We start from the raw sequence: 21,128 nt of genomic DNA, 5'->3' as shown, positions 1-21,128 counted from the left end.
CCTCACCCTAACCCTCTCCCACAGGGAGAGGGAACTCTTTCCCCCTCTCCCTGTGGGAGAGGGCCGGGGTGAGGGGAAATAACACCACAGGACTCACCGCAATGGCATATACCACCTTTTCACAGACGAAAAACGACCAGCTCAAAGAGCCGATGTTCTTCGGACAGCCGGTCAACGTGGCACGCTACGATCAGCAAAAATATGACATCTTCGAAAAGCTGATTGAAAAGCAACTCTCCTTCTTCTGGCGTCCGGAAGAAGTTGACGTTTCCCGCGACCGTATCGATTTCCAGGCACTGCCGGAACACGAAAAGCACATCTTCCTCAGCAACCTGAAGTACCAGACGCTGCTGGACTCCATCCAGGGTCGTAGTCCAAACGTGGCGCTGCTGCCGCTGATCTCGATTCCTGAGCTGGAAACCTGGGTAGAGACCTGGGCGTTCTCCGAGACGATCCACTCCCGCTCTTACACCCACATCATCCGCAACATCGTGAACGATCCGGCGGTGGTGTTTGACGATATCGTCACCAACGAGCAGATCCAGAAGCGCGCGGAAGGCATTGCGCACTACTACGACGAGCTGATCGAGATGACCAGCTACTGGCATCTGCTGGGCGAAGGCACGCATAACGTGAACGGCAAAACCATTACCGTAAACCTGCGGGCCCTGAAAAAGCAGCTGTACCTGTGCCTGATGAGCGTTAACGCGCTGGAAGCGATCCGCTTCTACGTGAGCTTCGCCTGCTCCTTCGCCTTTGCCGAGCGCAAGCTGATGGAAGGCAACGCCAAAATCATCCGCCTGATCGCCCGTGACGAAGCCCTGCATCTGACCGGGACTCAGCACATGCTGAACCTGCTGCGCAGCGGCGCGGACGACCCGGAAATGGCTGCGATTGCCGAAGAGTGCAAGCAGGAATGCTACGATCTGTTCGTGCTGGCCGCCCAGCAGGAGAAAGAGTGGGCAGACTACCTGTTCCGCGACGGCTCCATGATTGGCCTGAACAAAGACATTCTGTGCCAGTACGTGGAGTACATCACTAACATCCGCATGCAGGCTGTGGGTCTCGATCTGCCATTCCAGACGCGCTCTAACCCGATTCCGTGGATCAACACCTGGCTGGTGTCCGATAACGTGCAGGTTGCGCCGCAGGAAGTGGAAGTGAGTTCTTATCTGGTCGGTCAGATTGATTCTGAAGTCAACACCGACGACCTGAGCGATTTCCAGCTCTGATGAGCCGCGTAACGCTGAGCCTTTCTGGTACAGAGGTGTTGTGCCAGGAAGAGCACCCTTCTCTGCTGGTGGCGCTTGAAGCGCATCAGGTAGAAGTAGAGTACCAGTGTCGTGAAGGCTACTGCGGCTCCTGCCGCTGCCGTCTGGTCGCAGGCCAGGTAGACTGGCTGACCGAACCGCTGGCCTTTATCAGTGAAGGGGAGATTTTGCCCTGCTGCTGCCGGGCAAAAGGCGATATTGAGATCGAGATGTAATTATGTCGGGTGGCGCTTCGCTGACCCGACCTACAAAACCGCAGTTCGTAGGCCGGGTAAGGCGCAGCCGCCACCCGGCAATTTCAGCGTTTATCCTTCAAAAAGCTCACCGCTTTATCCGGGAAATCCGTAAACAACCCGTCCACATCCGCCTGGTTATACAGCACGTCGTAAAGCTGATTCACGTCCGTCGCATACTCCGGCAGCTGGTCTGCGCGTACGGTATACGGATGCACCTGCATCTTGCTCGCATGCGCCTCTTTCACCATCGCCGTCAGCTTCACGTGACCCGGCGTTGAGCCTTCCGCCACCAGCATGTGGTAATCCGGCCCGATGCCGTCGGCGTACTGCGCAATCTGCTTCATCGCGCCCGGCTTAAACATCCAGTCGTAGCTGTAGTTCACCCACTTCCCGTCCGGCTGTTTTTCCTGGGTTTCATTCCAGTCGGTATACGCAATCAGCTGCACCAGATTGAGATCCATCCCCATTTTCGGCTCCAGCTCGGTTTTGATGCGCTTCAGTTCCGCGGCGTCGAAACATTGCAGGAAAACCTTATCCTGCTTGCTGGTGTAGCCGTACTTTTTCAGTACCTCCAGCGTCTTCGCGGCAATGTCCTTCCCTTCCTGATGGTGGAACCACGGCGCTTTGATTTCCGGGTAGATACCGATATTTTTGCCTGTCGAGTGGTTCAGCCCCTGAACAAACTCGATCTCCTCTTCGAAGGTGTGAATACGGAAGTCAGACTTGCCCATCGGGAAACGTCCCGGATAGACCTGCACCTTCTTACCGTTTTCAATCTCGAAGCCCTCGGTAAACTTCAGTGAGCGGATCTCCGCCAACGTGAAGTCGATGGCGTAGTAGCGACCATCTTTACGGGCGCGATCCGGGAAACGCTCCGCCACGTCCGTGACGCGGTCAAGATAGTGGTCATGCAGAACGACCAGCTGGTCGTCCTTCGTCATCACCAGATCCTGCTCCAGATAATCCGCGCCCTGGGCATAGGCCATCGCTTTTGCCGGCAGCGTATGCTCCGGCAGATAACCGCTGGCGCCACGGTGGGCGATCACGATCTTATCCGCCGCCAGCGCGGAGCCTGTCATCAGGCCCGCCAGCAGCAGGCCTGTCGCTAACTGAGTTAATTTCATCGCAATGCTCCTTATTGACGACGCGCCAGCACTTCGGCGTGGTGACGTTTTTCACCAATCATCACAACAACCAACAGCAGAACAGCCAGCACGCTGCCGCCAATCATCACCATAAAGCCGCCATCCCAGCCGAAGAAGTCGACGGTGTAGCCGACGATGGCGCTCGCAGCGACAGAACCGCCGAGGTAGCCAAACAGACCGGTAAAGCCTGCCGCCGTGCCTGCCGCTTTCTTCGGCGCCAGCTCCAGGGCATGCAGACCAATCAGCATAACCGGACCATAAATCAGGAAGCCGATGACGATCATACAGGCCATATCCACACCCGGATTCCCCGGCGGGTTAAGCCAGTAAACGACCGTCGCGATGGTGACCAGCGTCATAAAGAACACGCCCGTCGCCCCACGGTTGCCCTTAAACACTTTGTCCGACATCCAGCCGCAGATCAGCGTGCCGGGAATGCCCGCGTATTCATACAGGAAATAGGCCCAGGAGGATTTATCCAGCGCGAAGTGCTTCACCTCTTTCAGGTAGGTTGGCGACCAGTCGAGGATGCCGTAGCGCAGCAGGTAGACAAATACGTTTGCCACCGCGATGTACCACAGCAGCTTGTTCGGCAGCACGTACTTCATGAAGATCTGCTTTGCCGTCAGCTCTTCTTCGTGCTTCTCGCTGTAATCATCCGGGTAGTCGTTTTTGTACTCTTCAATCGGCGGCAGGCCGCAGGACTGTGGGGTGTCGCGCATCAGAGCGAAGGCGATAATCGCCACCAGAATGGCGCCAAAGGCTGGCATATAGAGCGCGGCATGCCAGTCGTTGAACCAGGCCATCCCCAGCAGGAACAGCAGCGGCGGAAGCCCGCCCCCGACGTTATGTGCGCAGTTCCACACAGATACAATTCCACCACGCTCTTTCTGTGACCACCAGTGAACCATGGTGCGTCCGCATGGCGGCCACCCCATCCCCTGGAACCAGCCGCAGAGGAACAGCAGCACGAACATGATGGCAATGCTGGAGGTCGCCCACGGCACAAAGCCCATGAACAGCATCACCGCTGCCGCGAGGATCAGACCGGCGGGCAGGAACACGCGCGGATTCGAACGATCCGACACCGACCCCATAATGAACTTCGAAAAACCGTACGCGATGGAGATCCCCGACAGCGCAAATCCCAGATCGCCGCGAGAGAAGCCCTGCTCCACCAGGTACGGCATGGCGAGCGCAAAGTTTTTACGTACCAGATAGTACGCCGCATACCCGAAGAAGATCCCGAGGAAGATTTGCCAACGCAGACGGCGGTAGAGAGGATCAATCTCTGCCTCTGGCAGTCGCGCCCGATGTGGCGCAGGTTTAAAGATACTGAGCATAACAGCCTCCGTGGCCTTTCAAAAAATGACCGGGCATCTCGCGCCCGGCTACAGAGGCGGCGATGTTAAGAAATCACGGTGAATGTTACTGTGAATCAACGCACAGATTGTTACAGAAATATGACAGAATGCGCAAAAAAGCGCATGAAATCACGTTTCACTTTCGAATTTCGCGCGTTTATGTTCGAAATCAAACAAACCACACGATCAATGTGGCTAAATGCTAAAAAACGAACATAGAGGAAAGGCAATGACAATTCACGATCCACGCTTCAGCGATGTGATTATCATTGGCGGTGGCGCGACGGGTGCCGGCATCGCACGCGACTGCGCCCTGCGGGGATTGAGCGTCACGCTTCTGGAACGCCACGATATCGCCACCGGCGCGACGGGACGTAATCACGGTCTGTTGCACAGCGGCGCCCGCTATGCGGTCACTGACGCTGAGTCAGCACGCGAGTGTATCGCTGAAAACCAGATCCTCAGGCGCATCGCCCGCCACTGCGTTGAACCGACCAACGGTCTTTTTATCACCCTTCCAGAAGATGACCTCGGCTTTCAGCAAACCTTTATCACCGCGTGCACGGCGGCAGGCATTCAGGCCGAGGCGATCGATCCTGCGCAGGCGCGCCGACTTGAACCCTCGGTAAACCCGGCGTTACTGGGCGCGGTAAAGGTACCGGACGGAACCGTTGATCCTTTCCGCCTGACCGCCGCCAATATGCTCGACGCGCGGGAACATGGCGCCCAGATCCTGACCGGGCATCACGTCACCGGGCTTATTCGTGAAGGTAATACCGTGCGCGGAGTGCGCGTGTTTGATGCGCAGTACAACGAACACCGCGAGCTGTATGCCGCCGTCGTGGTCAACGCGGCGGGGATCTGGGGCCAGCGCATCGCGGAATACGCGGACCTGTCGGTGCGCATGTTCCCGGCGAAAGGCTCGCTGCTGATCCTCGACCACCGCATCAATAACCATGTCATCAACCGCTGCCGTAAACCGTCTGACGCCGATATCCTCGTGCCGGGGGACACCATTTCGTTAATCGGCACGACCTCAATGCATGTGGACTACAGCGAAATTGATTACAACCGCGTCACCGCTGAAGAGGTGGATATCCTGCTGCGCGAAGGGGAAAAGCTGGCCCCGGTGATGGCGCAGACGCGTATTCTGCGTGCCTACGCGGGCGTGCGTCCCCTTGTCGCCAGCGATAACGATCCGAGCGGGCGTAACGTCAGCCGCGGCATCGTGCTGCTCGATCACGCCGAACGCGACGGCATGGACGGGTTTATCACCATTACCGGCGGCAAGCTGATGACCTACCGGCTGATGGCCCAGTGGGCCAGCGATGCCGTCTGCCGTAAGCTCGGCAACACCGCACCGTGCGTGACGGCGGAACAGGCTCTGCCCGGCTCGCAGCAATCGACAGAAAAAACGCTGCACAAAATCATTTCACTCCCTGCCCCGCTTCGCGGTTCAGCGATTTACCGTCACGGCGACCGCACCCCAACCTGGCTCGGTGAAGGGCGACTCAGCCGCAGCCTGGTGTGCGAATGCGAAGCCGTGACCGCAGGCGAGGTGCAGTATGCCGTGGAAAACCTGACGGTGAACAACCTGCTCGATTTACGCCGCCGCACGCGCGTCGGGATGGGCACCTGTCAGGGGGAGCTGTGCGCCTGCCGTGCCGCCGGGCTGCTGCAACGTTTTCACGCCACCACGTCAACCCAGTCGCTTGCCCAGCTCAGCGATTTTTTAAACGAGCGCTGGAAAGGCATTCAGCCCGTCGCCTGGGGCGATGCCCTGCGCGAAAGCGAGTTTACCCGCTGGGTCTATCAGGGGCTTTGCGGTCTGGAGAAGGAGCACAACCATGAAATTTGATACCGTGATTGTGGGTGGGGGACTGGCGGGCCTGCTGTGCGGCCTCAAACTGACGCAGCGGGGTCTGCGCTGCGCCATTGTCACTCGCGGTCAGAGTGCCCTGCACTTCTCTTCCGGCTCGCTGGATTTACTGGGCGCGCTATCGTTCGCCGATCTGCCGCCTGAACATCCCTACCGCCTGACGGGCGCAGAGAATATGGCCCGCTTTGCCTGCGAAACCGAACACCTGCTCACCACCTGCGGCGCACGCATGCAGGGTGACGCCGAGCAAAATCATCAGCGCGTCACGCCGCTCGGCACCCTGCGCGCCGCCTGGCTTAGCCCGGAAGAGGTGCCTGTCGCCCCCATCGCTGCCGAGCGCGTGCGGGTGGTGGGGATCAGCGGCTTCCTCGATTTCCAGCCGCATCTGGCCGCCGCGTCTCTCAGACAGCAGGGTGTTCAGGTGGATACGGCGGAGATTGATCTCCCCGAACTCGACGTGCTGCGCGAAAACCCCAGCGAGTTTCGTGCGGTGAACATTGCCCGCCTGCTGGATAATGAAAGTTACTGGCCGCAGCTGTACGCGGCGCTTCAACCGCTCGGCGAGACCTGCGACGCCCTGTTTATGCCCGCCTGTTTTGGCTTAACGGACAACCGGCTCTGGCGCTGGCTCTCGGCGCGCCTGCCCTGTACGCTCGGTTTACTGCCGACGCTCCCCCCTTCCGTGCCCGGCATTCGTCTGCACACCCAGCTTCAGCGTCAGTATGTTGCCCAGGGTGGCGTCTGGATGGCAGGCGACGAGGTGAAAAAAATCACCCTGGCTGAGGGCGCGGTAAGCGAAATCTGGACCCGCAACCACGGCGACATCCCGCTTCGCGCACGCTTTACGGTGCTGGCAAGCGGCAGTTTCTTCAGTAACGGTCTGCTGAGCAGCCGGGATGGCGTGCGTGAGGCGATCCTCGGTCTGGACGTCCGGCAAAGCGCTTCCCGCGCGGACTGGTATCAAAGCGATTTCTTCACCCCGCAGCCCTGGCAGCAGTTCGGCGTGATCGTCGACAGCCAACTGCGCCCGCGGCTGGGCGGGGAACCGGTTGAAAATCTTTACGCCATCGGCTCGGTTCTGGGCGGGTACGATCCCGTGGCGCAGGGCTGCGGTGGCGGCGTCTGCGCCGTCACTGCGCTGCATGTCGCGGAGCAGATTATCCAGCGCAGGGAGGGAGCACAATGAACGACACCCGATTTGAAAGCTGTATCAAATGCACGGTCTGCACCACGGTTTGCCCGGTCAGCGGCGTCGATCCGCGCTATCCCGGCCCGAAACAGGCCGGTCCCGACGGGGAGCGTCTGCGCCTGAAGGATGGCGCGCTCTACGACGAGGCGCTGAAATACTGCATCAACTGCAAACGCTGCGAAGTTGCCTGCCCGTCGGACGTGAAAATAGGCGATATCATCCAGCGCGCCCGCGCCCGCTACAGTACGCAAAAACCGACGCTGCGTGACGCGATACTGAGCCACACCGATCTGATGGGTAGCCTCTCGACGCCTTTCGCGCCGGTCGTCAATGCCGCCACCGCCCTGAAGCCGGTGCGCAGGCTGCTGGATGCGACGCTCAAAATCGACCATCACCGCAGCCTGCCGAAATATTCTCACGGCACTTTCCGCCGCTGGTATAAATCCGTGGCGGCAGAACAGGCGCAGTTCGCTGAGCAGGTCGCCTTCTTCCACGGCTGCTACGTGAACTACAACCATCCGCAGCTGGGAAAAGACCTGCTGAAAGTGCTGAACGCCATGGGAACGGGCGTTCAGCTGCTGAGCAAAGAAAAGTGCTGCGGCGTTCCGCTGATTGCCAACGGCTTCATCGACAAAGCGCGCAAGCAGGCGAGCAGCAACGTCACCTCTTTACGCGAGGCGATCGTCGACAAAGGGATACCGGTACTGGCGACGTCGTCAACCTGCACCTTCACGCTGCGCGATGAATATCCGCATCTGCTGGATGTGGATAACACCGGCCTGCGCGAGCACATTGAGCTGGCGACCCGTTTTCTCTGGCGCAAACTGGACAGCGGTCAGACGTTACCGCTGGGCAAATTGCCGCTGAAAGTGGTGTATCACACGCCATGTCATATGGAGAAGATGGGCTGGTCGATCTATACGCTTGAGCTGCTGCGGCTGATCCCGGGGCTGGAGCTGACGGTGCTGGACTCACGCTGCTGCGGCATCGCTGGCACGTACGGCTTCAAGCGTGAAAACTACCCAACCTCACAGGCCATTGGCGCGCCGCTGTTCCGGCAGATTGAAGAGAGCGGCGCAGATATCGTGGTGACGGACTGCGAAACCTGCAAGTGGCAGATCGAGATGTCCACCAGCAAACGCTGTGAACATCCCATTACCTTGCTGGCAAAAGCGCTGGCGTAACCGTTGCCGGGGACACGGCCCCGGCACACTCTCACTCTACGAACAGCGATTCGACGACGTTGATCCAGCCGTGCTCGCTGGCGACCTCTTTCCCGTTCAGCCAGCGGCGCAGCATGTTCAGCGCCATCATCGCGCACACCTCCTGACGCACGGCCAGGCTGTGGCGGGTAATGCTCATCCTGACCCGCAGGGCGTGCGTCCCTTCCGGCGTTGCAAGGGCAAAGTTGAGATGCTCCTCATCCAGCCCGCCCACAAACAGCGCCAGCCCGGCGAAATGCTTCACTCTGCGCTCGGACGCCCAGCGCGCGGTCTGCGCCAGCGTCTCCTGCTGGAACGGCACCACTTCACTGGCCAGCAGCGGCGCACCCGCCCGGGTAAGCTGAAGCGCCAGAAGCCCACCGGTAAACTGCTCGCTTAACGTCACGCTCAGCTGGCGGGACTGCAAATGCCCTGCGATCTGCGCCGGCAGCCCTTCCGTTCCTTCGAAAATCAGGCTTTCCCCGGCGACGCGCTGCACTTCCGGCCACAGCGCCAGCATGGCGGCTTTCTCTGACGCCGGTCCGGTCAGCTTCAGTTCAATAATCGGCATGGAGGAGCGATAGCCCATCGACACGCCGGGAGGCAGTTGCAGGTGATCGAGGCTCTGGGCCAGATCGCTTTCCGAGCGACCAAAGGTGGTCAGACGCAGGCACAGCGGCGGTTCAGGCAGCGTAAAGCGCGCGCGCAGGCGCGGCAGGATCTGCTGCTCGACCATCACTTTAAATTCCGACGGGACGCCCGGGGTGAAGAACATCAGGCAGCGGTTCAGCTGAACGGCAAACCCGCAGGCGGTGCCGACCGGGTTATCAATCAGTTCCGCGCTGGCGGGAATTTCAGCCTGCTTGCGGTTGCTGGGGGCCATCACGCGGCCACGCCCGGAGAAAAAGCGCTCCATCTGTGCCAGCCACGCCTCGTGCAGAACCAGGCCTTCGCCTTTGGCCGTGGCGGCGGCCAGCGCGCTGAGATCGTCGCTGGTGGGTCCCAGCCCGCCGTTCACAATCAGCACGTCGCAGCGTTCGCTGCGCTCGCGCAGAACGTTGACCAGCGACTCAAGATTGTCACCTACGGTGTTGCGGCGCGTTAACGGTAATCCTTGCTCAAAGAAGAGATCGGCGAGCCAGGCGGCATTGGTATCAATGATTTGCCCATGCAGCACTTCGTCGCCAGTGGATAACATTTCCACATTTATCATTGTGTTCTCCCATTTCAATGGTCAAAACACTATAGCGCAATCGAAGACCGGGGGAAGAGAGAAACTGGCGCGACTGAACGCCGCGCCGAGAGGATTAGAAACCGGCGCTCACGCCAATGTACGGGCCGTCTGCCAGGGCGTTGTCGCGGTTGCCGTCTTTACCGGCCAGGTTCAGATAGCGATAGCCCGCTTCGATGGTGATCGGACGCATGATGGTCCAGCGCGCGCCGGCATTAGCTTCCTGATAGCTGTCGATACCGCTGGAGAGGGAATCCGGGGAGTAGTAGTACTCACCGAACAGGCCAAAGCTGTCGCCAATTTTCCACTGCAAGCCGCCGCCCACTGCCGCCGCGTAGCCTTCGTCGCCATCGTTCGGGTTGGTGTAAATGCCTTTACCGCCGACGGTCGCCAGGAAGGGACCCAACGGCACGTTGAAGCCGAGGCCCAGGCTTGCCGCATCCCCATCGTCGTCGTTGTGCGTCCAGCCGCCGGTCATTGCCAGGCCTGCGCTATCCGTGCCAAGACCAAAGCCCAGATGGGTATAATCTTGTCCCGCCGAGCCGTTGAAGGAAATTGCGTTTGCCGCTGCTGAAACAAACATCAGGCCGCTTAAGCCCATTAATGCCACTTTTTTCATTGTCGTGATCCCGCACAATTTATTCAGAGATGTCCAAAAACCGCGAGATTTTAACCTGACTGCCTGTGTGATCAATGGACTCCGCGTGCGGCGGGCAATTAGTTTGTAACGATTTGATAATATCGGCATTTATACCAGCATCAGAAAGCGCATTTTCACGCTCAGCCCACCCAGATTTTCACTGGGCATCAGCTGAAGATGGCTGCGGTGCAGGCGGGCAATATCGTTAGCCAGCGCCAGGCCAATGCCGGACCCGGCGGCATCGCCCACGTTATCCAGCCGATGAAACGGCAGCATGGCCTGGGAGATCTGGTCTTCAGCAATGCCCGGTCCGCTGTCCTCCACGCTCAGCTCAACGGCATCGTTAGCCGTGCGCAGGTACACCGTCACGACGCCCTGCTCCGGTGTGTATTTGATCGCGTTCTCCAGCAGGTTGGCGCAAAGTTCGCCCAGCAACACGTCATCCCCCTCAATCATTACCGGCTGCTGTACGCCGTCATAACCGAGATCGATACCCTTGCTGCGCGCCTGCGCCAGCCGGGAAAAGCAGCAGTTTTGCACCACCTGTACCAGATCGACAGGCGCAAACTGTCGCTCCCCCTGCTCTTTTCGCTTCACCGCCGAAAGCTGCAACAGCCTTTCCGTCAGCACGATGGTGTTATCCAGCGTGACGTTCATCGCCCGTAAGCTCTCCTGCCACAGCGCCGGATCGTTACGCGTCAGGGCAACCGATACCTGGGTTTTCAGCACCGCCAGCGGCGTTTTGAGCTGGTGTGAGGCGTCAGCGTTAAAGCGCGCCTGCCGCGAAAGCACGCCACGTAACCTGTCGATATAGCGGTTAAATGCCACAATCAGCAGCCGCGTTTCCGACCAGGGCAATAACTCCGGCAGCGGAGCCAGCAGCCCCGGCTCACGGCGCACCATCAGGGACGAGAGCTGCCGCATCGGGCGCAGCACGCGACGCAGCAGCCACGCGGTCAGGACCAGCGTCAGCAGCACCAGCAGCCCCTGCGACACGAGCGAGGAAAACAGCAGCTGAGTGGCCAGATAGCGCCGCGACTGCAACGTTTCGGCGACGTAGATCTCCGCCATCCCGAACACACTGTCCTCGTTAACCGGCTGGAGCAGCTTCGCCACGCGGATCGCCTGCCCGCGATACTCGGTATGATAAAACCACGCCAGCGCCGGATAGTGTGTAGTGCGCGACGTGGAGGGAGGCATATTCGGCAGATCGTCGTAGCCGGAGATCGTCCGCCCGTCAGGGTCCACGACCTTGTAGTAGAGGCGATCGTTCATGTTCAGTTCGAAGCTGTCGAGCACGACCCAGGGCACGTTCACATGGAGTTTACCATTGTGCACCACCAGCCGCTCTGACACCGTGCGCGCCGAGGATAACAGCGTGCGGTCATAGGCCTGCGTCGCCGCCTGTAACGCGCTAACGTAGCTGTTAAAGGCTGACAGCCCCCATAACAGCAGCAGCGGCAAACCCAGAAAAAGCAAAAGTTGCAGGTAAAGCGACTGCGGCTTAACCCACCTCATCGCCGCACTCCAGCACGTAGCCCAGCCCCCGGAGGGTAATGATCCGCACCCCGCTGCCGGTCAGCTTCTTACGCAGGCGGTGAATATAGAGATCGATGCTCTCGGGGCTGACGTCGTCGTTCAGGCTGAATACCTGGTCGAAAAGCTGTTGCCGGGAGACGGGACGGGTCCGGCGGTGCATCAGCACCTTCAGCAAAGAGAGTTCGCGCGGCGTGAGGGAAAGGGGTTCATCGCGCAGCAGAAAAAAGCCTTCATCATCGTACTCCAGCTCTCCCAGCCGCTGGCGCTCCTGGGTTCGTCCTTCGCTGCGGCGCAGCAGCGCGCGCAGGCGGGCATCAAGCTCATCCAGCTCGAACGGTTTCGGCAGGTAGTCATCCGCCCCGGCATTCAGCCCCTTCACCCTGTCTGCCACGTTGCTGCGGGCGGTAAGAAACAGCACCGGCAGCGTCTGCCCGCGCTTTCTCAGGCGATGCACCACCTCCAGCCCGTCGAAGCCGGGCATGCCGATATCAAGGATCGCGACGGCATAGTTTTCTCCCTGCAAAAGATGATCGGCCGCCCGTCCATCATTGACGCAATCCACGGCAAATCCGTTTTGTACCAGCGCTTTTTCCAGCCAGTGAGCCAGCTCACGATTATCTTCCGCCAGTAAGAGACGCATATCACATCCTGTAAAGTTGGTGTCGCAGTGAAAGGGAAATGAAAGGTTATTGTTTTAACAATCACGCAACGGAACCGCTACAAGGTGGTTCACATAATCAGAAAAAATACACCCGTACCCGTACTCCCGGTTCTCCGGCGTGAGGATAAACGATGAAAAAACAATTACTTTCTACCCTTGCTGCAAGCGTATTGCTGTTGAGTGCCTCTGTCGTCCAGGCGCAGGACGCGCCATCCCGTACCGAATGTATCGCCCCGGCCAAACCCGGCGGCGGCTTCGACCTGACCTGTAAGCTGATTCAGGTTAGCCTGCTGGAGACGAAGGCCATTGAAAAACCGATGCGCGTCACCTACATGCCCGGCGGCGTGGGCGCGGTAGCCTATAACGCCATCGTCGCGCAGCGCCCTGCCGAAGCGGGCACCGTGGTGGCCTTCTCCGGCGGTTCGCTGCTGAACCTGTCGCAGGGGAAATTTGGTCGTTATGACGTGAATGACGTGCGCTGGCTCGCCACCGTAGGCACCGATTACGGCATGATCGCCGTGCGCGCGGACTCTCCGTGGAAATCCCTGAAAGATCTGCTGACCGCCATGGAAAAAGATCCGAACAGCGTGGTCATTGGCGCGGGCGCCTCTATCGGCAGCCAGGACTGGATGAAAGCCGCGCTGCTGGCGCAGCAGGCCAAAGTGGATCCGCACAAGATGCGTTACGTGGCCTTTGAAGGCGGCGGCGAGCCGGTGACGGCGCTGATGGGCAATCACGTCCAGGCGGTATCGGGCGATCTCAGCGAAATGGTGCCCTACCTGAGCGGGGATAAGATCCGCGTGCTGGCGGTCTTCTCGGAAAACCGTCTGCCGGGCCAGCTGGCAGACGTCCCAACCGCCAAAGAGCAGGGTTATAACCTGGTCTGGCCGATCATCCGCGGCTTCTTCGTCGGGCCAAAAGTGACCGACGCCGAGTACCAGTGGTGGGTGGATACCTTCGCAAAACTTCAGCAAACCGAGGAGTTCAAAAAACAGCGCGATCTGCGCGGGCTGTTTGAGTTCAACCTGAACGGCAAGCAGCTGGACGAGTATGTCAAAAAACAGGTGAATGACTACCGCGAACAGGCGAAAGCCTTTGGTCTGGCGAAATAACCGGAGGCGCTATGAGCGATCGCATTTTTGCCGGGATATGGCTGCTGCTCTGCATTGGCGGCATGTTCGTCGCCTGGCAGATCCACAGCGAATACAGCTATGAACCCGTGGGGCCACGCCCCTTCCCCGTCGGCATAGTCGGCCTGATGCTGCTCTGCTCGGTGGCGCTGCTGCTGCGCCATCCGGATACCGTGGAGTGGCCGCCACGCCGTACGCTGCAACGTCTGCTGGTAATGGTAATTGTCCTGCTGATGTATGCGTGGGGCTTTGAGTGGCTCGGCTTCCCGATTGCCACCGCCCTGCTGACGATGGTGATTGGCATACTGTTTAACGCCTCGCTGCCTGCGGCGGGGATCTCCGGGGTCGTACTGGGCATTTTACTCTGGTACGCCTTCGACCGCCTGCTGGACGTGACCCTGCCGCTCGGCGCATGGTTTAACTAACGGAGCACGCTATGGATACCTGGATCTATCTCTCTCAGGGGTTCGCGGTAGCGATGACCCCGGAAAACCTGGTGATCGCCCTGATCGGCTGTTTCGTCGGGACCATCGTCGGCCTGCTGCCGGGCCTTGGCCCTATCAACGGCGTGGCGATTTTACTGCCGCTGGCCTTTGCGCTGCACCTGCCTGCGGAATCGGCGCTGATCCTGCTGGCGACGGTCTATATCGGCTGCGAATACGGGGGGCGTATTTCCTCGATTCTGCTTAACGTGCCCGGTGATGCCGCCGCCATTATGACCGCGCTGGATGGCTACCCGATGGCGCAGCAGGGGCGCGGCGGCGTGGCGCTCTCTATTTCTGCCGTCAGCTCGTTCTTTGGCTCCATGATCGCCATTGGCGGCATCATCCTCTTCGCCCCGGCGCTGGCCCAGTGGTCGCTGGCGTTTGGTCCGGCCGAGTATTTTGCCCTGATGGTGTTCGCCATCGCCTGTCTCGGCAGCATGATGGCGCAGAATCCGCTGAAGTCGTTTTTGTCTGCGTTGATTGGCCTCAGTCTGGCCACCGTCGGCGTGGATGCCAACACCGGGGTTTATCGTTTTACCTTCGACAGCGTTCATCTCTCCGACGGCGTGCAGTTTATCGTCGTGGTGATTGGTCTGTTCTCTGTCTCAGAAATCTTACTGATGCTGGAGCATACCAGCAGCGGGCAGACGCTGGTGCGTAAAACCGGACGTATGCTCTTTAATGCCAAAGAGGGGGCGCAGTGTATTGGCACCACCCTGCGTTCGTCGGTGATCGGTTTCTTCGTCGGCATTCTGCCCGGCGCGGGGGCTACTATCGCCAGCGCTATCACCTACATGACCGAGAAAAAGCTGAGCGGTAACAGCGACAGCTTCGGCAAAGGCGATATCCGCGGCGTGGCGGCGCCGGAGGCGGCGAATAACGCCTCGGCCTGCGGCTCGTTTATCCCGATGCTGACCCTCGGCGTGCCGGGCTCCGGCACCACGGCGGTAATGATGGGCGCGCTGACGCTCTATAACATCACCCCGGGTCCGGCGATGTTTACCGAGCAGCCCGATATCGTCTGGGGTTTAATTGCCGCCCTGCTGATCGCCAACGTGATGTTGCTGGTAATGAACATCCCGCTGATCGGCCTGTTCACCCGCATGCTGACCATTCCCCTGTGGTTCCTGGTCCCGGCCATCGCCGCCGTCTCTGCGGTTGGGGTGTACGCGGTGCACAGCACCACCTTCGACCTGGTGTTGATGGTGCTGCTCGGCGTGCTGGGCTACATTCTGCGCAAGATGCACTTCCCGATGTCGCCGCTGATTTTAGGGTTTGTGCTGGGGGAAATGCTGGAGCAGAACCTGCGCCGCGCCCTCTCCATCAGCAATGGCAACATGGGGATCCTGTGGGAGAGCAGCGTGACGAAGATCCTGCTGGCAATGGCGATTATGGTGATTGTCGTGCCGCCGGTGCTGCGCTGGGTCCGCCGACGCCAGCACAAACCGCAGCCGGATATCGGTTGATTAGCCCCTCAACAGGGCATTGACCCACTGCTTTAACGCCTGGCGGGAGATTTTAATCCCGCCATTTTTCAGTTCTGACGGCAGCGCCAGCCAGTGTACCGGCTGCTCAAAGCGCGCCAGCCTGCCCTGAACCCACTCCGGCAGCAGCGTGATATCCGTGCCCGGCTCGCATTCCACTACCGCCACCGGACGTTGCCCATACTCGGCATCATCCAGCGGAACGACAAACGCCTGGCTTACCTGCGGATGCGTGGCGATAACGCGCTCCAGCGCTTCGGGCTGGATCCCTTCTCCGCCGCTGAAAAAGAGATTGTCCATTCGGCCCAGAATGGTCAGGCGTCCGTCATGCCACTCGCCGCGATCGCGGGTGGCAAACCAGCCCTGCTCATTGACCAGCGGCAATAATGCGCCGTCTCGCCAGTAGCCCGCCGCCATGCTTTCCGCCCGGATCCAGACTTCACCGTTCACCACCTGAACGTCTCTGCCCGGCAGCGCGCTGCCCACGTCCGGCGCGCCGTCGGCCTCTTTGGCGCAGACGGTGGAGGCGAACTCGGTCAGACCGTAGCCGCAGAACGTACGGATCCCCTGCTCGCGCGCCTGTTCGGTCAGCGCAACGGGGATTTCCGCCCCGCCGAGCAGCACGGCTTTCAGCGCGACGGGATGGTGTGAATTAAGCAGCCGCCACAGCTGCGTCGGCACCAGCGAGGCGTGGGTACAGCCCTGTAGCGCCTGCTCCAGCGGCTGTTTTTCACGCACGGTGAGACGGCCTCCGCCCTGCAACCAGCGCCACAAAATCCCCTGACCGGAGACGTGAAACAGCGGCAGAGAGAGCAGCCAGTCGTCGCTATCGCCGTAAGGCATCAGCGCCAGCACCCCTTTTGCGCTGGCAAGGTGGGCGGCACAGGTGTGCACCGCCGCTTTCGGCAAGCCAGTGGAGCCAGAGGTGAGCGTCATTGAGGCCAGCCGTTCTGCCCGCCACGTCACGCCGCCCTGCCCCTCGCCCTCTCTTAATACCAGACCGGGCAGACCGTCATACTCACCGTTAAGCACCAGCGCAAAGCGCAGCGTCATCTGCGGCAGGAGGACGTCCAGCAGCGGACGGGGAAGCTGAGGGTTCACCGGCAAAATGCGGGCGCCGCACTGAAGCAGCGCCAGCCAGGCCAGCAGGGTCTGCGGGTGGTTGTGGGCGAGCAGCATGACGCCATCACCGTCCGTAACGCCCTGAGACTGAAAACCGGCTGCGAGACGATCGATACGCTCGCCCAGCTGAGACCAGCTGAGCGTTATATCGTCTAAACGCAGCGCGGATTTATCGGCACGCCGGGTGCGCCAGTACCGCCACGGCCAGTCGGTAAAACTCATCGCAATGGCTCCAGCGCCCCGACGTCGAGGCACGGCAAGGTGCTGCCAGGCCACTGGCGAATCAGCTGGGCCTGCATCAGGTTTAGCGTATCGAGACCGGGAACGGTGTCCGGCGTTAACCATGCAGCGATGCGCGCCAGCTGCGTCAGGCCGAGGCTGGATTCGATGGATGAACTGATCACCGCCGTCAGCCCTGCGGCATGGGCCGCCGCAACCTGCTCGCGCACCTTGTCGAGGCTGCCGGTCAGCGTTGGCTTAATCACCACGGCCCTGACGCCCGGCTCGGCGGCAAACGCGAAATCGGCTTCGCGCAGGCTCTCATCCCAGGCAATGGCAATGCCGGTTTCCCGGGCGAAGGCGCGCGAGTCGTCGCGCGTTTTGCACGGCTCTTCGAGAAACGCGATGCGGCTGCGGTACGCCGGGTTGACGTACTTCGCGAACTGTTGCGCCCTGAGCGGCGTCCAGGCGCGGTTGGCGTCCAGGCGCAGGTGCAGATCGGGAATGGCTTCCAGTAACAGGTTAACCACCATTCCGTCGCGCACTGCTTCGTACAGGCCAACCTTTATTTTCGCCACCTTCTCGCCAGGCATCGCGGAAAGGAGCGCGAAAAGTTCATCCGGATCGCCGGTACAGAGCGGCGCGGCGCAATAGTTCGCCGCGTCCGGTAAACTGCCGTCCAGCTCTGCCAGCGCACAGCTGATGCCGAACGCGGCGGAAGGAACGTCCGGCAGCGCCGGATCTGCTCCCTCACGCCATTCGTACGTCCAGGCCATCAGCGCAGCCTGCGCCTCGTCCGGCGTTTCCAGGCTAAAACCCGGAAGCGGGGCGATTTCGCCCCACCCTTCCCGCTCGCCCTGCCGGAGATGCACGCAAAAGCCGTCACGGGTTTTTAACCGCCGTTCACGCAGCACCACGCCCGCGTCCATCGGTATCTGCCAGCGGTAAACCTGCGCGCAACGCATTACGGGTTCCGTTTGTATTTGCTGAAGTCTGGCTGGCGTTTTTCGTTGAACGCGTTGCGCCCTTCCTGACCCTCTTCGGTCATATAGAACAGCATGGTGGCGTTACCTGCCAGCTCCTGAAGGCCCGCCTGACCGTCACAGTCGGCGTTGAGGGCCGCTTTGAGGCAGCGCAGCGCCATTGGGCTGTTTTGCAGCATTTCGCGACACCAGCGCACGGTCTCTTTTTCCAGATCGGCGATCGGCACCACGGTGTTAACCAGCCCCATATCCAGCGCTTCCTGGGCGTTGTACTGACGGCACAGGAACCAGATTTCGCGGGCTTTTTTCTGACCGACAATGCGCGCCATATAGGACGCGCCCCAGCCGCCGTCGAAAGAGCCGACTTTCGGGCCGGTCTGACCGAAAATGGCATTTTCCGCCGCGATCGTCAGGTCACACATCATGTGCAGCACGTGACCGCCGCCGATGGAATACCCTGCCACCATCGCGACCACCGGTTTTGGACAGGTGCGGATCTGGCGCTGGAAATCCAGCACGTTCAGGTGGTGTGTGCCCGCATCATCCTGGTATCCGCCGTAGTCACCGCGGACTTTCTGATCGCCGCCGGAGCAGAAGGCTTTCTCCCCTTCCCCGGTGAGGATGATGACGCCGATAGTGTCATCGTAGCGGGCATCCGCCAGCGCCTGGATCATCTCTTTTACGGTCAGCGGACGAAATGCGTTGCGCACCTGTGGACGGTTGATAGTGATTTTGGCGATACCATCGGCGGATTTGTGATAACGAATGTCGGTGTAGCCTTCGGAGCAGTCCTGCCATTCAACCGGCGCGTAAAGCATGTGTTCATCAGGATAGATCATAGCGTGTCCTTTGTTCGATAACGCAGTATCTGAGCCAGACTCGCGGCAACCGCGTCCGGGTTGTCCCGGTGGGCGTTGTGTCCGGCGTGAGGGATAGCATGACGCGTGGCGTTAAGTTCAGCGGCGATAGCTGCAAACTTCCCGTCACGTTCGCCATAGAGATAGTCAAAAGAAAAATCACGCGCGATGAGCGCGGGACGTAAATCAGGCTGAACGGCAAGCGAGGTGGCCTCCAGCATCTCTGCCAGCCTCGGGCCGTTGTTCCGGCTGCGCAGCGCGATCAGCGCCCTGCGCTGATCATCCGTAAGTGAGGCAAAGACCGGCTGTTGATACCAGTCGGCAAAGACGGCCTCCAGCGGCTCACTGCGAAACCGTGACGCCCAGCGGCGGTCAGAGATCAGCCGGGCCTGGCGCGCATCGGCGTCTTGCAGGCCCGGGTGTCCACCTTCCACAATCACCCCGTCTAACCCGGCAGGATGCTGGCAGGCATGGAACATCGCAATGCGGCCGCCGAGGGAGTACCCCACGAGCCAGTATCTTAGTATGTTGTAACTAACAAGGGTATGCGAGAGCAATTCACTTACCTCTGCAAACCCCGTCACGCCCGTATCCGCTGAACCACCGTGCCCGGGCAGGTCAAGGTAGAGCCGGGGGTAGTCATGCAGCGACGCCCCGACAGCCTGCCACTCGCGACAGTCGCCGGAAAAACCGTGCAGGAAAACCAGCCAGGGGTAGCCTGGTTTTCCTGGCTGGGAGAAGCCTGCGAGGATCACAGGTGACTCACCTGCGCAAGCAGATGTTGCAGCTTCTGCGCGCCGTCAGCATCGTTTACCACCAGCTCAATCAGCGTCGCGCCAGGCTGCCGCCAGGCGGTGTTCAGCGCCGTCTCCAGCGCGTCCCAGTTTTCCGGGCGATGGTACTTCAGGCTGAACATGGCGGCGGCATGTTCGAACTGCACGTTTTGCGGCATCAGATAGAAGCGCTCACGCTCGCTTTGCGGCGTCGGCAGCAACGAGAAAATCTGCCCGCCGTTATTGTTCACAACAATCAGCACGAACGGGGCCGACGCCTGACGCAGGAGCGCCAGCGCGTTGAGATCGTAGAGGGCTGAGAGATCCCCCACAATCGCCAGCGTGGATTTCGCGCTGGCCCGCTGTACGCCAGCGGCGGTGGAGATCAGGCCGTCAATGCCGCTCGCGCCCCGGTTGCTGTACACCGGATAACCCGCCGGCAGCTGCGAAAAGGCGTCAATCAGGCGCACCACCAGGCTGTTACCGACAAAAAGTTGTCCCTGCTCGGGAAGATATTTGCGGATACGGTGCGCAAGCCCGGCGTCACTGAACGCCTCGCACTGCGTTTTGGTGAGTTCCCACGCCTGACGTGACAGCCCCGGGATCTCCACCGCCCAGGGTTTGCGTTTTTCCGCCGGATGCAATTCCAGCCAGCTGTCAATATCGCTCACCAGGCGGCGGCCACGATGGTGCGCCGGGTCAAGGCGTCCTTCGAGCGGGTCCACCAGCCAGTACTCTTCAGGCGTACAGGTGGCCTGCCACTGGAGCAGACGCTTCCCCGTCAGGCTCGATCCCAGCTGGACGACAATCTGCGCCTGCGCCAGCTCGGTAACCGCTTTCGCGTTCCCCAGCCAGAGGTCGGCGCAGGGCAGCGGCTGGCCCGTCTGGGAAAGCACGTCACCAATCAGCGGCCAGCCAAGCGTTTGTGCCCACTCCGCCGCCAGCTTGCCTTCCGCCGCACTCATCCGCCCGGCAATCACCACGCCGCGCTTCTGGCGCCAGAAGAACCAGTCGCGCTGTCTTGCGCTTTCCAGATGCGTCTGCTCGCGCAGCCAGGGTTTTTCGCTCTCCCACCAGTCACCCAGCTGCTGTTGCCAGACGAGGCCAGTATCGTTCATTTCACCGTACAGCGGCTCGGCAAACGGGCAGTTAATGTGCAGCCCGCCGCTGCGCAGTGCGTTCATGGCGTGGTCGAGAGTTGAGACCAGCCAGCTGGCGGGAATGTCCTGAGTGGGGCGCGGCAACGAGACCGTCTGTGAAGGATGCGAGGCAAAAATGCCAGGCTGACGAATCGCCTGGTTAGCGCCGCAGTCAATAAGTTCCGGGGGACGGTCGGCAGTGAGTAAAATCAGCTTTTCACCGGTTAATCCCGCTTCAATCAGCGCCGGATAGAGGTTCGCCACCGCCGTGCCGGAGGTGACTATCACCGCCACGGGCGCTTTGCTGACTTTCGCCAGCCCGAGCGCCAGATGGCCCAGACCCCGCTCATCAAAATGGGTGTGGTGAATAAAAGCCCGGTTTTCCGCGGCAGCAAGGGTGAGCGGCGTGGAGCGAGAGCCCGGGGCAATACACACATGCCTGACACCATGACGGGTCAGGGCTTCAAGGATCACCGCCGCCCAGCGTCGGTTAAAAGAACTTACTGACATGAGATTGTCCAGTATCAAGAATGCGACACAGTATAAATAATAGAAAAAGTCAGAATTTTGATATGAATC

19 protein-coding genes are annotated in these 21,128 nt (G+C 60.3%); 8 read left to right on the top strand and 11 right to left on the bottom strand.

Translation table 11 applies throughout. The features are described 5' to 3' along the window. The first annotated feature begins 101 nt into the window (after nucleotides 1-101). On the top strand, nucleotides 102-1,232 hold the full coding sequence (nrdB, locus tag O1722_RS07425; protein ID WP_026080618.1) for a class Ia ribonucleoside-diphosphate reductase subunit beta: 1,131 nt from the start codon (nucleotides 102-104) through the stop codon (nucleotides 1,230-1,232). Beyond that, the gene (gene yfaE / locus O1722_RS07420) at nucleotides 1,232-1,486 is read left to right on the top strand and encodes a class I ribonucleotide reductase maintenance protein YfaE (protein WP_003859419.1); all 255 of its coding nucleotides are present in this window, start codon (nucleotides 1,232-1,234) and stop codon (nucleotides 1,484-1,486) included. The genes nrdB and yfaE overlap by 1 nt, the downstream gene beginning before the upstream one ends. Before the next feature lie 83 nt (nucleotides 1,487-1,569). Here the strand turns inward: yfaE and glpQ are convergent, their stop codons facing one another. Then, nucleotides 1,570-2,631, bottom strand: coding sequence for a glycerophosphodiester phosphodiesterase (gene glpQ / locus O1722_RS07415; RefSeq protein ID WP_017693020.1), 1,062 nt, complete (start codon nucleotides 2,629-2,631; stop codon nucleotides 1,570-1,572). A gap of 11 nt (nucleotides 2,632-2,642) precedes the next feature. Further along, nucleotides 2,643-3,995 (bottom strand): glycerol-3-phosphate transporter, encoded by a 1,353-nt coding sequence (gene glpT, locus O1722_RS07410; RefSeq protein WP_003859423.1) that lies wholly within the window; start codon nucleotides 3,993-3,995, stop codon nucleotides 2,643-2,645. Nucleotides 3,996-4,245: 250 nt separating this feature from the next. Here glpT and glpA point away from each other — a divergent pair, with 250 nt between their 5' ends. Genes glpA through glpC form a run of 3 tightly spaced genes read left to right on the top strand, consistent with a single transcriptional unit; the run spans nucleotide 4,246 to nucleotide 8,268 of the window. Beyond that, nucleotides 4,246-5,874 (top strand): anaerobic glycerol-3-phosphate dehydrogenase subunit A, encoded by a 1,629-nt coding sequence (gene glpA / locus O1722_RS07405; RefSeq protein ID WP_033487367.1) that lies wholly within the window; start codon nucleotides 4,246-4,248, stop codon nucleotides 5,872-5,874. Further along, complete coding sequence (gene glpB, locus O1722_RS07400) at nucleotides 5,864-7,081, top strand: glycerol-3-phosphate dehydrogenase subunit GlpB (RefSeq protein WP_045339263.1); 1,218 nt, start codon at nucleotides 5,864-5,866, stop codon at nucleotides 7,079-7,081. The genes glpA and glpB overlap by 11 nt, the downstream gene beginning before the upstream one ends. Further along, nucleotides 7,078-8,268 carry an anaerobic glycerol-3-phosphate dehydrogenase subunit GlpC gene (glpC, locus tag O1722_RS07395; RefSeq protein ID WP_032671780.1) on the top strand — a complete coding sequence of 397 codons (1,191 nt, stop codon included), beginning with the start codon at nucleotides 7,078-7,080 and terminating at the stop codon, nucleotides 8,266-8,268. Before glpB ends, glpC begins: the two co-directional genes overlap by 4 nt. A gap of 31 nt (nucleotides 8,269-8,299) precedes the next feature. Here the strand turns inward: glpC and O1722_RS07390 are convergent, their stop codons facing one another. The 4 genes from O1722_RS07390 to tctD all read right to left on the bottom strand — a co-directional run bounded on the left by O1722_RS07390 (nucleotide 8,300) and on the right by tctD (nucleotide 12,336). Then, on the bottom strand, nucleotides 8,300-9,499 hold the full coding sequence (locus O1722_RS07390; RefSeq protein WP_017383418.1) for a nicotinamide mononucleotide deamidase-related protein YfaY: 1,200 nt from the start codon (nucleotides 9,497-9,499) through the stop codon (nucleotides 8,300-8,302). A gap of 94 nt (nucleotides 9,500-9,593) precedes the next feature. Further along, complete coding sequence (locus O1722_RS07385) at nucleotides 9,594-10,136, bottom strand: YfaZ family outer membrane protein (RefSeq protein ID WP_017383419.1); 543 nt, start codon at nucleotides 10,134-10,136, stop codon at nucleotides 9,594-9,596. Nucleotides 10,137-10,265: 129 nt separating this feature from the next. After that, nucleotides 10,266-11,675 (bottom strand): sensor histidine kinase, encoded by a 1,410-nt coding sequence (locus tag O1722_RS07380; RefSeq protein ID WP_033487370.1) that lies wholly within the window; start codon nucleotides 11,673-11,675, stop codon nucleotides 10,266-10,268. After that, nucleotides 11,662-12,336, bottom strand: coding sequence for a transcriptional regulator TctD (tctD, locus tag O1722_RS07375; protein WP_100151234.1), 675 nt, complete (start codon nucleotides 12,334-12,336; stop codon nucleotides 11,662-11,664). The genes O1722_RS07380 and tctD overlap by 14 nt, the downstream gene beginning before the upstream one ends. A gap of 152 nt (nucleotides 12,337-12,488) precedes the next feature. On the opposite strand from tctD, the gene O1722_RS07370 reads away from it, so the two are divergent. Genes O1722_RS07370 through O1722_RS07360 form a run of 3 tightly spaced genes read left to right on the top strand, consistent with a single transcriptional unit; the run spans nucleotide 12,489 to nucleotide 15,438 of the window. Continuing rightward, entirely contained in the window at nucleotides 12,489-13,469 is a 981-nt protein-coding gene (locus O1722_RS07370; protein ID WP_006811363.1) for a Bug family tripartite tricarboxylate transporter substrate binding protein, read from the top strand. 11 nt (nucleotides 13,470-13,480) lie between these two features. Then, a complete protein-coding gene (locus O1722_RS07365; RefSeq protein WP_003859443.1) occupies nucleotides 13,481-13,912 on the top strand; it encodes a tripartite tricarboxylate transporter TctB family protein in 432 nt (143 codons plus the stop codon). A gap of 11 nt (nucleotides 13,913-13,923) precedes the next feature. Next, complete coding sequence (locus tag O1722_RS07360) at nucleotides 13,924-15,438, top strand: tripartite tricarboxylate transporter permease (RefSeq protein WP_479954480.1); 1,515 nt, start codon at nucleotides 13,924-13,926, stop codon at nucleotides 15,436-15,438. Here O1722_RS07360 and menE read toward each other — a convergent pair whose 3' ends face one another. Genes menE through menD form a run of 5 tightly spaced genes read right to left on the bottom strand, consistent with a single transcriptional unit; the run spans nucleotide 15,439 to nucleotide 21,059 of the window. Further along, complete coding sequence (gene menE / locus O1722_RS07355) at nucleotides 15,439-16,800, bottom strand: o-succinylbenzoate--CoA ligase (protein WP_033487371.1); 1,362 nt, start codon at nucleotides 16,798-16,800, stop codon at nucleotides 15,439-15,441. Continuing rightward, on the bottom strand, nucleotides 16,797-17,762 hold the full coding sequence (menC, locus tag O1722_RS07350; RefSeq protein WP_032669452.1) for an o-succinylbenzoate synthase: 966 nt from the start codon (nucleotides 17,760-17,762) through the stop codon (nucleotides 16,797-16,799). Before menC ends, menE begins: the two co-directional genes overlap by 4 nt. Then, nucleotides 17,762-18,619 carry a 1,4-dihydroxy-2-naphthoyl-CoA synthase gene (gene menB, locus O1722_RS07345; RefSeq protein WP_003859452.1) on the bottom strand — a complete coding sequence of 286 codons (858 nt, stop codon included), beginning with the start codon at nucleotides 18,617-18,619 and terminating at the stop codon, nucleotides 17,762-17,764. Before menB ends, menC begins: the two co-directional genes overlap by 1 nt. Continuing rightward, entirely contained in the window at nucleotides 18,616-19,392 is a 777-nt protein-coding gene (gene menH, locus O1722_RS07340) for a 2-succinyl-6-hydroxy-2,4-cyclohexadiene-1-carboxylate synthase (RefSeq protein WP_033487373.1), read from the bottom strand. Before menH ends, menB begins: the two co-directional genes overlap by 4 nt. Then, nucleotides 19,389-21,059, bottom strand: a complete 1,671-nt coding sequence (menD, locus tag O1722_RS07335; RefSeq protein WP_100151233.1) for a 2-succinyl-5-enolpyruvyl-6-hydroxy-3-cyclohexene-1-carboxylic-acid synthase — start codon at nucleotides 21,057-21,059, stop codon at nucleotides 19,389-19,391. The genes menH and menD overlap by 4 nt, the downstream gene beginning before the upstream one ends. Between the last annotated feature and the right edge of the window lie 69 nt (nucleotides 21,060-21,128).

The organism is Enterobacter cloacae complex sp. HYC003_NIDB (assembly GCF_056673375.1).
This window is presented reverse-complemented; position numbering and strand designations above follow the sequence as displayed.